The sequence below is a fragment of the Nocardia sp. NPDC004123 genome (genome assembly GCF_053603795.1).
On sequence record NZ_JBSGGG010000026.1, the window covers coordinates 146,214 to 157,687 of the forward strand.

At 69.8% G+C, this 11,474-nt stretch carries 11 protein-coding genes and 1 pseudogene; 2 read left to right on the top strand and 10 right to left on the bottom strand.

Features of this window, described 5'->3' with window-relative positions:
* The first annotated feature begins 43 nt into the window (after positions 1 to 43).
* The gene (locus ACWEQQ_RS33520; RefSeq protein ID WP_452341956.1) at positions 44 to 424 is read left to right on the top strand and encodes a phage holin family protein; all 381 of its coding nucleotides are present in this window, start codon (positions 44 to 46) and stop codon (positions 422 to 424) included.
* A gap of 17 nt (positions 425 to 441) precedes the next feature.
* Here ACWEQQ_RS33520 and ACWEQQ_RS33525 read toward each other — a convergent pair whose 3' ends face one another.
* Both ACWEQQ_RS33525 and ACWEQQ_RS33530 read right to left on the bottom strand, forming a co-directional pair.
* A complete protein-coding gene (locus ACWEQQ_RS33525) occupies positions 442 to 1,311 on the bottom strand; it encodes a 1,4-dihydroxy-2-naphthoate polyprenyltransferase (protein WP_452351037.1) in 870 nt (289 codons plus the stop codon).
* Positions 1,312 to 1,383: 72 nt separating this feature from the next.
* Complete coding sequence (locus ACWEQQ_RS33530) at positions 1,384 to 1,839, bottom strand: SRPBCC family protein (RefSeq protein ID WP_452351038.1); 456 nt, start codon at positions 1,837 to 1,839, stop codon at positions 1,384 to 1,386.
* A 161-nt stretch (positions 1,840 to 2,000) separates the two neighbouring features.
* Here ACWEQQ_RS33530 and ACWEQQ_RS33535 point away from each other — a divergent pair, with 161 nt between their 5' ends.
* Positions 2,001 to 5,627 (top strand): AfsR/SARP family transcriptional regulator, encoded by a 3,627-nt coding sequence (locus tag ACWEQQ_RS33535; protein ID WP_452351039.1) that lies wholly within the window; start codon positions 2,001 to 2,003, stop codon positions 5,625 to 5,627.
* Between the two features lie 40 nt (positions 5,628 to 5,667).
* On the opposite strand, the gene ACWEQQ_RS33540 is transcribed toward ACWEQQ_RS33535, so the two are convergent.
* From ACWEQQ_RS33540 to ACWEQQ_RS33575, 8 genes and pseudogenes are all read right to left on the bottom strand, one after another.
* Positions 5,668 to 6,507: an ABC transporter permease gene (locus tag ACWEQQ_RS33540; RefSeq protein ID WP_452341952.1), complete on the bottom strand. Its 840-nt coding sequence runs from the start codon at positions 6,505 to 6,507 to the stop codon at positions 5,668 to 5,670.
* Complete coding sequence (locus ACWEQQ_RS33545; RefSeq protein WP_452351040.1) at positions 6,504 to 7,523, bottom strand: ATP-binding cassette domain-containing protein; 1,020 nt, start codon at positions 7,521 to 7,523, stop codon at positions 6,504 to 6,506. Before ACWEQQ_RS33545 ends, ACWEQQ_RS33540 begins: the two co-directional genes overlap by 4 nt.
* A 144-nt stretch (positions 7,524 to 7,667) precedes the next feature.
* On the bottom strand, positions 7,668 to 8,804 hold the full coding sequence (menE, locus tag ACWEQQ_RS33550; RefSeq protein ID WP_452351048.1) for an o-succinylbenzoate--CoA ligase: 1,137 nt from the start codon (positions 8,802 to 8,804) through the stop codon (positions 7,668 to 7,670).
* A 109-nt stretch (positions 8,805 to 8,913) separates the two neighbouring features.
* Positions 8,914 to 9,276, bottom strand: a complete 363-nt coding sequence (locus tag ACWEQQ_RS33555; RefSeq protein ID WP_452341950.1) for a DUF3349 domain-containing protein — start codon at positions 9,274 to 9,276, stop codon at positions 8,914 to 8,916.
* Between the two features lie 25 nt (positions 9,277 to 9,301).
* A complete protein-coding gene (locus ACWEQQ_RS33560; protein ID WP_452351041.1) occupies positions 9,302 to 9,571 on the bottom strand; it encodes a hypothetical protein in 270 nt (89 codons plus the stop codon).
* Positions 9,572 to 9,580: 9 nt separating this feature from the next.
* Positions 9,581 to 10,822 carry an anion permease gene (locus ACWEQQ_RS33565; protein ID WP_452351042.1) on the bottom strand — a complete coding sequence of 414 codons (1,242 nt, stop codon included), beginning with the start codon at positions 10,820 to 10,822 and terminating at the stop codon, positions 9,581 to 9,583.
* A 96-nt stretch (positions 10,823 to 10,918) separates the two neighbouring features.
* A complete protein-coding gene (locus ACWEQQ_RS33570; protein WP_354851412.1) occupies positions 10,919 to 11,308 on the bottom strand; it encodes a VOC family protein in 390 nt (129 codons plus the stop codon).
* Positions 11,309 to 11,348: 40 nt separating this feature from the next.
* A pseudogene (locus tag ACWEQQ_RS33575) lies at positions 11,349 to 11,474 on the bottom strand (1,4-dihydroxy-2-naphthoyl-CoA synthase); the annotation flags it as partial.

An 11,474-nucleotide genomic window follows, 5' to 3' on the forward strand; every position in this document is an offset into this window, starting at 1 on the left:
CGGATGCCCGGCCCGCGAGTTGATCTCGCCCTACGATCGGGGCATGACGCTACTGATACGTCTGCTGATCAACGGGGTGGCCATCTGGCTGGCCGCCGCCTGGGTGAACGGCATCGAGATCAAGACCCCCGAAGACACCACCCAGAGCAAGATCCTGGTGATCGCGGCCATCACGGTGGTGTTCGCCCTGGTGAACACGCTGGTGAAACCGATCGTGAAGGTGCTCTCGTTCCCCTTCATCGTGGTCTCGCTGGGCCTGTTCCTGCTGGTGATCAACGCGCTCATGCTGTGGCTGACCGCGAAGATCACCGGCACCACGGATTACGGCCTGCGCGTGGACGGCTTCTGGGCGGCCGTGCTCGGCGGCATCATCATCTCGCTGGTGAACTGGGTGCTCGGCGTCCTGGTCCCGGACGAGGACTGAGACCGGCCGGCCGTCGATCAGACGACGGCCAGCGCCACGGCCACCACGGCCGACCAGACCAGCATCGCCTGACCGGTACCGGCAAGGGCGGGAATCAATCCCGGACCGTTCTTGCCGGTCCGCACCGGCTCGTTGGCGCGGACCGCCAGCGGCAGCGCGACCAGCGCGGCCAGGGTCCACGGGCTGCGCCAGACCAGCAGTGCGAGCGCGAGGAACGGGATCAGGATCAGCACCATGTGCAGAGTGCGGGTGTGCGCGTCGCCCAGCCGCACCGCCAGGGTGAGCTTGCCCGATTCGGTATCGGTGGGAATGTCGCGCAGGTTGTTGGTGACCAGCACCGCGCTGGAGAAGGCGCCGACGGACACCGCGCACACCAGGCCCGCCCAGTCCACCCGCCCGGCCTGCACGAACTCGGTGCCCAGCACCGCCACCAGGCCGAAGAACACGAACACCGCGATCTCACCGAAACCGCTGTAGCCGTACGGGTTCCGGCCGCCGGTGTAGAACCACGCCCCCGCCAGGCAGGCCGCGCCCACCAGCAGCAGCCACCAGGCGCTGGTGATCACCAGCACCAGGCCGATGACCGCCCCGATGGCGAGGCAGGCGATGGCGGCATTGCGTACCGCGGCCGGAGCCGCCAGCTTGGAACCGACCAGCCGCAGCGGGCCGACCCGCTCGTCATCGGTGCCGCGAATGCCGTCGGAGTAGTCGTTGGCGTAGTTGACGCCGATGATCAGCGCCACCGAAAGCAGCAGGCACAGTATGGCTTTCCACCACACGAACCCGTCGATCGAGGCGGCCGCCCCCGTGCCCGCCAGAACCGGGGCGATGGCATTCGGGAGGGTGCGCGGCCGAGCGCCCTCGATCCACTGTGCTGCTGTAGCCATGCTTGGCAGCCTAGTGCGAGAGCCGGTGACCGCGCCCGCCCGAGTGTCCGGGGATACCGGCGCCGGCCCCGGTCAGCTTTCGGCCGCGGCCTTGAGCTGGGCCAGCCCCTTCTCGAAATCCTTGCCGACCAGGCGATCCATCGGGAACAGCTTGCCGATGATGGCCATCGGGCCGTTCTGCGTGCCGGTCATGCGCCAGGTCACCGCGGTGGCGTCGCCCTGCGGACGGAATTCGAAGGTGACCTGGTTGGTCGCCTTGAACGGCTTCTCGAAGTGCAGCTTGATGCCGATGGCGTCGGAGGTGGCGGAGGTGATCTCCATGTCACCGCGGCCGGCCTTGCGGTTGCCGCTCCAGAAATAGCGGGCGCCGATGCCGCGATCGGCCCCGCTGTAGACGCGCTCCATCGCGGGATCGGTGTCCTCCCACGGCGACCACTTGCGCCACTGGTGGAAGTCGTCGACGAGCGCCTGGACCTGTGCGGGATCGGCCTTGATGACCGTTTCCCGGCGAATGTCGAATTCGGCCATGGCAAGAGGGTAAGCGCTGCCGACCCCGAATGGGCCTCGCCGTCGATAAACCGGTTGAGCCGGGCCCGGCGCGTCGGGTAAGCACGGGTCCCGTACGACGGCCCGGCACCGGCCGTGCGCATCCGGCGACCACCCGCCCGCTCACCTACGATTGGCAAGGAATGAATTCGCACAACGGCAGTTCGAGCAGCACGGGAAGCGCGCGGGTGGCGAACGTGGGCGACTCGACCCTGGTGGCCCTGCTGGGCGAGATCGCACTGCGCCGCGATGGTGCGCTGACCGCCGTACCCGGTGCGCGGGCCCGGCTGCTGGTGGCGGCACTGGCCGTGCACCCCGGCCGCAGTCGCGGCGCGCAGGCGCTCATCGACGACGTCTGGGGCGAGGACCCGCCGCGCGCGCCCATGAACGCGCTGCACACCCAGGTCTCGCGACTGCGCTCGGCGCTGCCGGAGGGCGCGCTCGAAATCGGTCCCGCCGGATACCGTCTGGTCCTGGCACCCGAGCAGGTCGATCTGTCGCTGGCCCAGCAGCTGGAAAGGCAAGCCCGCCAAGCCCATATCGCCGGCGACGGCCTCGCCTGCCTGGACCTGGTGACCGCGGCTCGCGCGCTCTGGCGCGGCGAACCCGCCGCCGACCTGCCGCCCGGTCCCGTCGCCGAGGAACTCGCCACCCTGGCGGCCACCCGCCGCCGCGGGCTGGACGCGCTGGAGTTGACCGCCCGCGAAGCCGTCGGTGACCTGCCCGCCGCCATCGAGCTGGCCCAGCAGGCCGTGGTCGCCGACCCGCTGGACGAGCCCGCCCACGGCACCCTCATGCGCCTGCTCGGCGCGGCGGGCCGCACCACCGAGGCCCTCGACGTGTTCGCCACCCTGCGCACCCGGCTGGTCGACCAGCTCGGCGCTGATCCGGGCCCGGCGCTGATCGCCCTGAATACCGCGATCCTGCGCGGTGAACCGCTGCCCGGGCAGCCGGCGGCGTCGATCGGCAGTGCTGCCGGCGCGCAAGGATATTCGTCGACAGCGCCCGAATCCGGGGTGGTCCGGCCCAGCGCCTTCGCGCCTTCGGCCGACAGCGGCGTCCGGCCGGATGGGCCCGGCGCCGCCGAGCACAGACTGTCCGTGGTGCCCGGCGTGGCCGGTGGGATCGGCTTCGGCGGTGACGGTTCCGCGGCGATCGGACAGGTGGCGTCGATCGATGGCCGTTCGTCCGGCCACGTGCGCACCGGGGGCCGTGCCGCGGGATCCGCCCGGGCGGCCGAGGCGCGAGAACTGGCGGGCGAGAACGCGATCGGACTACGTGCCGCACCGAATCCGCTGCTGGGCCGGGAGGCCGATCTGGCAGCGCTGGAGGAGATCCTGCGATCCTCGCGGGTAGTGACCGTGCTCGGTCCGGGCGGGACCGGGAAGACCCGGATCGCCAACGAACTGGGTGCGCGGATAGCGCACGAGACCGCGGTGATGCTGGTGGAATTGGCCTCGCTGCGTTCGGAATCCGATGGTGCGGCCGAAACCCGCGACGAGATCGAGGTCGCCATCGCGACCACCCTCGGCGTGGCCGATGTCGTGTGGGAGACGAACGTGCTGCGGCAGGTGCGGGGCCGCGATATCCGGCAGAAACTGCGGGAGGCCCTCGGGGCGCGCCCGGTACTGCTGATCCTCGACAACTGCGAACACCTCATCGAACCGGTGGCCGAGGTGGTCGCCGATCTGGTCGGGGTGAGCGACCAGCTGACCGTGCTCACCACCAGCCGTGCACCGCTGGAGATCACGGCCGAGGCGGTGTATCCGTTGCCGCCGTTGACCATCGACGCCGCCGGGTCACCCGCCACCGACCTGTTCGAGGCGCGGGCCCGCGCGGTGCGCCCGTCGGTGCGGCTGGATCCGGAGGTGGTGGCCAGGCTCTGCCGCAACCTCGACGGACTGCCGCTGGCCATCGAACTTGCGGCGGCGCGGGTGCGCACCATGAGCGTCGAGGAGATCGAATCCCGCCTCGACCATCGATTCGCCCTGCTGCGCAGCGGAGATCGCAGTTCTCCGCAGCGGCATCGCACATTGCACGCGGTGATCGAGTGGAGCTGGAACCTGCTCGACGAGCCACAGCGGGTGGCACTGCGCCGACTGTGCCGATTTCCCGCCGGATTCACGCTGGCCGCCGCCGAATGTCTGCTGGCCGGGCCGGAGATCGACGATCCCGCCATGGCCGTCGACGGTCTGGTGAGCCAGTCGCTGCTGACGGTGCTGGAGGACGAGGAGGGCGGCACCCGCTATCGGATGCTGGAGACCGTCCGCGAGTTCGGCGAGGAGCAGCTGGCCCGCACCGGCGAAGCCGGCCTGGTCATGGACCGAATGTCGAAGTGGGCCAGGGAATTCGCGGTCGACGCCGCGCAGCGGTACGACACCACCGAACAGGTGTCGGCGGTGCTGGCCCTGAGCGCGGACATGGACAATCTGATCGCCGTGCTGCGCTACGCGCTGGAGCGGCACGATCCCGAGACCGTGCACACGGTGTTCCCGACCCTGGCCGGACTCTGGGTGTTGCGCGGCGCGCACGCCGAACTGATCAGCTGGTCGCCGCGCGTCATCGCGTTGCCGCCCACGACCTTTCCGACGGTCGGGGCGGAGACCGACCTCTACATCCACGGCCAGTTGATGCTCGGCATGCACCTCATGTTCGGCGCCTCCGATCTGCGCGCGGTGGGGCGGGTGCGGACCACGATCCGGCGCATTCTGGCGTCGGGCGCGCCGATGAGCCCGGTCGCACGGTATCTCGGCGAACTGGTCACCCGGTCCCGCAACAACACGCAGTTGGCCCGGAGATTGAGCGCGGGCGTGCGGTCGCCGGATGAACAGATCCGGCTCGCGGCCCTGCTGCTGCGGGCGAACCTGTGCGAGAACAACGGCATGGCGTACCGCTCGATCAAGGACGCCGAACTCGCCATGCGCATCAGCGGCGACCGGGACACCTGGGGCACCGCCATGACCACGCAGCACCTCGGCAGCATGCACGGCCAGTCGGCGCGCTACGCCGAGGCGGTCGGGTATTACCGGCGGGCCGTCGAACTGCTCGAGGAACTGCGGGCCTGGGACGAAGCCGTGGAGGTTCGCGGCCTGCTGGCCATCTCGCTGGCGGGCACCGGGCAGCCGGCGACGGCCCGGCAGGCCCTCGAACCGGCCCTCGGGGTGGTCGGCGATCTGCCTCTCGACGCACCGGTGACCAAGCCCAACCACCGGATCGCCGCCGTCGCGGCCGCACTGGCGGAAATCGAACTCGCCGAAGGGGATATCGACACCGGGCTGCGTCGCTTCCGGCAGGTGCCCGCGCTGATGGACTGGCCGCACAATGTCGGAATGCCGGGACCGGCGACCCTGATCTTCGTATCCGCCGTCATCGACGCCCACGTGCTGTCCGGCCGCGTCGAGCAGGTGCAGCGGACCGCGGCGGAACTCGCCGATGTCGCGGTCCGCGTGATCGGCGGCCAGTTCTGGGATCTACCGCAGATCGGCTCGATGAGCTGCGCGATCGGCACCTATCTGCTCGCCACCGGGCAGCACGTCGAGCGCGGTCTGGAACTGATCCTGCTGACGCCGAAGGTGTTCGGCCGCCAGGACTATCCGTCGATGCAGTGGCAGCGGCACCTGGACCTGCACCGCGCCGGGGTGGGGGAGGAGCGGATCACCGCCGCGCTGAATTCGGTTGCGGGACTGGGGCGTCGCACGGCGGCCGAGCGGATCATGGTGCACGTGAAGGCGATCGGCGGCACCCAACGCGAAACGCCCGCCCACCGGTGACCGGTGGACGGGCGTCCCAACCGCGGGGCGAGCGGCCGCGTCAGGCGCGGCGCATGTACGCCTTCACCGCGAGCGGGGCGAAGATCGCGATCACGACGATGGAGCCGATGATCGAGTACACCACGTTCGAGCTGTAGACATTGCTGTTCATCAGCTCTCGGGCCGCATTGACCATGTAGTAGATCGGGTTGGCCTTGTTGAGGCCCTGCAGCCAGCCCGGCATGGTGGACACCTGGGCGAACGCGCCGGACATGAAGGTCAGCGGGAACATGATCATCATCGAGATGCCCTGCACCGCGGGCGCGCTCTTACCGGTGATGCCGATCAGCGCCCAGATCCAGCTGATCGCGAAGGAGCAGAACACCACCAGCAGCCCGGCGACCACCACGGCCACGAACCCGCCGTGCGGGCGGTAGCCGAGGATCATGCCCATGACCACCGTCAGCACCGTGGCCAGGCCGTAGCGGACCATGTCCGCCAGCAGTGCCCCCGACAGCGCCGAAATGCGGGCGATGGGCAGGGATTTGAAGCGGTCGAAGACGCCCTTGTCCATGTCCTCGCGCAGCTGGGTGCCGGTGACCACCGAGGTCAGCACCACGGTCTGCACCAGCAGACCGGGGATCAGCGTCGGCAGGTAGGCGCTCACGCTGCCCGCCATGGCCCCGCCGAAGATCCCGGCGAACAGCGCCGTGAACAGGATGGGCTGGACGGTGACGTCGAAGAGCTGTTCGGGATTGTGCTTGATCTTCAGCAGTCCGCGGTAGGCCATGGTGAACGAGTTCGCCACGGTCTGCCGGAACGGAATATGGTTGCTCACTTCGGGAATCGGTGCGACCGTGGCCGCGTGCCGCCCAGCAGGGGCGGAGAGAGTCGTGGTCATGCCGCGCTCCGTTCGGTGTCGTCGGTGTCGTCGGTGTCGTCCTCGGCGGCGTGCCCGGTGAGTGCGAAGAACACTTCGTCCAGGCTCGGCTTGGCGACATTGATCTCGTCGATCCGGATGTCGTTCTCGCGCAACCGGATCAGGATGTCGGTGGTGATGCTGGGGTCGGGCAGGGGCGCGGTGATGCGGCCGGCCTCCGGGCTGATGGTGGCCTCGACGATCCGGCCCGCCGCGCGGGAGAGGACCTCGCCGACCACGATCCGGGCCGCTTCGATGCGGTCACGGTCGGTCAGCGTCAGCTGCAGCGCGGACAGCCCGACCGAGGACTTGAGTTCATCGGAGGTGCCGTCGGCGATGACCTTGCCGTGGTCGATGACCGCGATCCGGTCGGCCAGCTGGTCGGCCTCGTCCAGGTACTGGGTGGTGAGCAGCACGGTCGAGCCCTCGCTCACCAGCCGCCGGATGGTGTCCCACATCTGGGCGCGGGTGCGCGGGTCCAGGCCGGTGGTCGGCTCGTCCAGGAACAGCAGCGGCGGCCGCGCGATCAGGCTGGCGGCCAGATCCAGGCGGCGCCGCATGCCGCCGGAGAAGTTCTCCAGCGCCTTCTCGGCGGCCTCGGTCAGGCCGAATTCCTCGAGCAGCTCGGCCGACTTGCGCCGCGACTCCGTCTTCGACAGGCCCAGCAGCCGCGAGAAGATCACCAAATTCTCGGTGGCCGTGAGCTTTTCGTCGACGGACGCGTACTGGCCGGTGACGCCGATCAGCGACCGCACCGCCGTGGGCTCGGCGACCACGTCGCGGCCGAAGATGCGGGCGTTGCCGCCGTCCGGGCGGAGCAGGGTCGCGAGCATGCGGATGGTCGTGGTCTTGCCGGCCCCGTTGGGTCCCAGCACGCCGTAGACGGCACCCCGCGGCACCGCGAGACTCACGCCGTCGACGGCCCGCTGCTCCCCGAAGACCTTGACCAAGCCGTCCGCCTCGATGGCGAGAGTCTCAGCAGGTGTGTAAGAAGTCATGGCTACACCCTGCGGGGCTTGCCTTGCACCCCCCTTGCACGGCGGTTGCGTGCTCCGCGCAAGAGGTGAGCACCTGTGCGCAAGCGGCCATCACTTCGGCGCAAGTGGCCATCAGCATGGTGCGAGCGGACCGGGCCGCTGCGTTCAGTGCGTCGAGTCCGCCAGCAGCAGCTGTCGCAGTTTGGCGCGGTCGGGTTTGCCCGGGCCGCGCAGCGGAAGTTCGTCCAGCACGGCCAGTTCGCGCGGGGCGGCGATGGCGTCGAGTTCGGCGGCCACGTGGTCGCGCAGTTCGTCGAGGCTCGGCGCGGTGGCGCCCGGGGCGGGAACGATGGCGGTGGCCACGCGCTGGCCGAGGCGGTCGTCGGGCAGGCCCAGCACCACGCACTCGGAGACGGCCGGGTGGGTGATGAGGACGGCCTCGACGACCTGGGGGATGACCAGCAGGCCACCGGTCATGATGGCCTCGTCGAGGCGGCCGGTGATGGTCAGCACGCCATTGTCGAGGTGACCGGCGTCCTCGGTCCGGAACCAGCCGGGTTCGGCGAAGGCGGGGTGGTCGGGGATATTGCGGTAGCCCTTGGCGATGGTGTCGCCGCCCAGCAGCACCCGCCCGTCCTCGATGCGTACCCGGGTGCCCGTCAGTGGTACTCCCTCGTACACGCAGCCGCCGCAGGTCTCGCTCATGCCGTAGGTGCGGAACACCTTGATGCCCGCCGCGCGGGCCCGGTCCAGCACCGGCTTCGGGGTGGCCGCGCCGCCGACCAGTACGCCGTCCAGGCCGGCCAGCGCCGCGGTGGCGGCCGGCTCGTCGAGGGCCTTGATCAGCTGGGTGGGGACCAGCGAGGTGTAGCGGCGCGGTCCGCGCATGCTCGCGATCGCGCCGACCAGGGCCTCGGGCAGGAATCCGCCGGAGACGTCCAGCACGGTGGGCTCGGTCCCGGCCAGGATGCTGCGCAGCAGCACCTGGATGCCCGCGATGTGGTGCGTCGGCAGGGCCAGCAGCCACTGTCCGGGCCCGCCCAGGCGCTCGTGGGTGGCGTCGCCGCTGGCCCGCAGATTGGCCGCGGTGAGCATGGCGCCCTTGGGATTTCCGGTGGTGCCGGAGGTGGTGACCACCAGGGCCACGTCGTCGTCGATCTCCTCGCCGGGGCGCAGGCTACCGCTCAGGCGCTGGGTCTCGCGGCGGTCGGCGGTGGGAACCGGAAGCCAGGCCGGGCCGTTGCCCTCCAAGGCTTCTCGCAGATGCGGCAATACATCGCCCACCGCTGAGCCGGTGGGCATGGGGAGGATTCGGAGTGTATTGCTCACGTTCGCGATCGTGTCATTCCGTGGGGTGGCGGCGCGCGCTGGGGTCGGCGGCCGGATGTCGATGCTGCAGGGTCTCGTGCGGTCAGTCGGACGTCGGTGTCGCCAGCGGCCATCCACCGGCTGCGAGCCTGGAGGCCACCCGAGCGATATCGTCCTCGCCGGGCTGCTCCTTGGCAACTCGGGCGATCGCCGCCGCGATGTCGGCACGCTCGATATCGGCGGCGGCCACCCGCTCGCGGATCAGCTGCTCCACCACCAGCTGCACCTCGTAGTCGGTGAGCCGCCGGTGCAGCACCGCGAGCAGCGCCACATAGTCGGACTGCGGAATGCCCTGCGGGTATCCGGCTTTCAGCCAGTCCAGCACCTTCTGCAGCACGTTCTGGCGCGGCGGCGGCGTGTGGGCCGGGTCGGCGGCCGCCTGGTTCGTTTGTCCGGGGGTGCTCACGAGCGTGCCTTTCGATGAGGCGGCGTCACGCGCCGAGCAGGTGAATTCCGAGTCGGGAGGCCAGGAAGCCGCGTGCGATGAAGAGCACACCGGCGACCACCGCGATCATGACCACGGCGAAGCAGAGCAGGGACGCGGCCAGGGCGGCGGTCCGGGTGGCGCCGGTCGCACCGTCGTCGGCCTGGGAGCGGAAGCGGATGCCGACGGCGAACACGGTCGGCAGCCCGGCCCCGAAGATCAAGGCGGCCAGCACGACTCGCCACAGGTCGGAGAGGTTGTGCAGCAGGGTGTGCATCGCGGTCTCCTAGCCGATTCCGACGGTGTCGTCATTGCGGGGAGCGGCGGGGCCGGCACTGCGGGGAGCCGCGGAGTTTGCACTGCGACCGTTCGAGGTGGCCGGTTCCGCCGCGCCACCCCACTCCTCGGTGACGTTGTGCGAGTTGACCACCGCGCGCTTGGACCGGAACCAGATGAACGCCGCCATGGCGATCAGCAGCGCCAGCACCACCAGCACGCCGGCCGTGCCGCCGATGCCGTGCAGGATGGCCCAGCAGATCGCGCCCGCCACGCCGGCCAGCGGCAGGGTCAGCACCCAGGCCACCACCATGCGGCCGAGCACGCCCCAACGCACCTCCGCGCCCGGGCGTCCGATGCCGGAACCGAGGATGGATCCCGTCACCACCTGGGTGGTGGACAGCGGCAGGCCGAAGTGGGCCGAGGTGAGAATGATCGCCGCACTGGTGGATTCGGCGGCGAAGCCCTGCGGCGGCACGATGTCGACCAGGCCCTTGCCCAGGGTGCGGATGATGCGCCAGCCGCCGAGGCAGGTGCCGGCGGCCATGGCGATGGCGCAGGACACGATGACCCACAGCGGCAGCGGATCGCTGGCCTTGGCCGAGCCGTGCGCGATGAGCGCCAGGAAGATGATGCCCATCGTCTTCTGCGCGTCATTGGTGCCGTGCGCCAGTGAGACCAGGGAGGCGGTGCCGATCTGTCCCCAGCGGAAGCCGCGGGTCACGGTCCTCTCGTTGCTGTCCCGGGTGATCCGGTACACCACCCAGGAGGCGATCGAGGCCACCAGCGCCGCCACGATCGGGGAGAGCAGGGCCGGGATGATGATCTTGGCGAGCACACCCTTGCTGCCCGCCGTCCAGATCACCCCGTGCAGGCCCAGCGCCGCGATGGTCGAGCCGATGAGACCACCGAACAGCGCGTGCGAGGAACTCGACGGCAAACCCAACAACCAGGTGAACAGATTCCACAGAATGCCGCCGACCAGTCCGGCGAAGACGATGTCCAGCAGGGCGCGGCCGCTCACCTCCGAGAGGTCGACGATGCCCTCGGCGACCGTGGCGGCGACGGCGACGCTGAGGAACGCACCGACCAGATTCAGTGCTCCGGACAGGAGTACGGCGGTACGCGGGGCGAGGGCACCGGTGGCGATGGAGGTGGCCATCGCGTTCGCGGTGTCGTGAAATCCGTTTGTGAAGTCGAATGCCAAGGCTGTGCAAACAACGATCAGCAGAACGAGCAGTTCGGCAGACACACCGATCAGTTTGCGTCATGCTCTTTACGCTCCGTTAACCGGTGCCCCCGGACGCATTTCACAGTTACCGCCGTGCTAAGGGGCGGTCCGCCGCGCTCAGTCGCCCCGGGTGTCGCGCCGGAGCGGGTGATTCGCCGGCACCTCGACGAGCACCAGCGGCGTCCCCTCGGGATCGCGGATCCACATCTCGATCAGGCCCCACGGTTCGCGCTCGGGCGCGCGGTCGATGATGACCCCGCGCAGCGCGAGTTCCGCGGCGGCGTCGTCACAGTCGCGCACCTGTAGCCAGATGGCGCCGGCGAACCCGCTCGGGGCATCGTCCGCGCGCCCGTGCCCGGCTACCTCGATCAGCGACTGCCCCGCGAAAAACACCGTCCCACCCGGATACTCGCGGGCAATGGCCAGCTCCAGCGCGTCCCGATAGAACTCGACCGTCCGCTCGTAGTCGCGGGGCCGCAGGATTACCCGACTGCTCAGTATCTCCATGAGTGCAGCATGACAGCTTGCGGTTTGCTGCGGTCCGGGTTCAGAAGTACCAGGGGTAGGGCTTCCAGTCCGGTTCGCGCTTTTCGAGGAAGGCGTCGCGGCCCTCGACCGCTTCGTCGGTCATGTAGGCCAGGCGGGTCGCTTCACCGGCGAAGAGTTGCTGGCC

Excerpts from the sequence above, each read along its gene's own strand:
- ACWEQQ_RS33525 (WP_452351037.1), bottom strand. The coding sequence starts at position 1,311 with ATGGCTACAGCAGCACAGTGGATCGAGGGCGCTCGGCCGCGCACCCTC.
- ACWEQQ_RS33520 (WP_452341956.1), top strand. The coding sequence starts at position 44 with ATGACGCTACTGATACGTCTGCTGATCAACGGGGTGGCCATCTGGCTG.
- menE (WP_452351048.1), bottom strand. The coding sequence starts at position 8,804 with ATGCCCACCGGCTCAGCGGTGGGCGATGTATTGCCGCATCTGCGAGAA.
- ACWEQQ_RS33545 (WP_452351040.1), bottom strand. The coding sequence starts at position 7,523 with ATGACTTCTTACACACCTGCTGAGACTCTCGCCATCGAGGCGGACGGC.
- ACWEQQ_RS33570 (WP_354851412.1), bottom strand. The coding sequence starts at position 11,308 with ATGGAGATACTGAGCAGTCGGGTAATCCTGCGGCCCCGCGACTACGAG.
- ACWEQQ_RS33560 (WP_452351041.1), bottom strand. The coding sequence starts at position 9,571 with ATGCACACCCTGCTGCACAACCTCTCCGACCTGTGGCGAGTCGTGCTG.
- ACWEQQ_RS33535 (WP_452351039.1), top strand. The coding sequence starts at position 2,001 with ATGAATTCGCACAACGGCAGTTCGAGCAGCACGGGAAGCGCGCGGGTG.
- ACWEQQ_RS33540 (WP_452341952.1), bottom strand. The coding sequence starts at position 6,507 with ATGACCACGACTCTCTCCGCCCCTGCTGGGCGGCACGCGGCCACGGTC.
- ACWEQQ_RS33530 (WP_452351038.1), bottom strand. The coding sequence starts at position 1,839 with ATGGCCGAATTCGACATTCGCCGGGAAACGGTCATCAAGGCCGATCCC.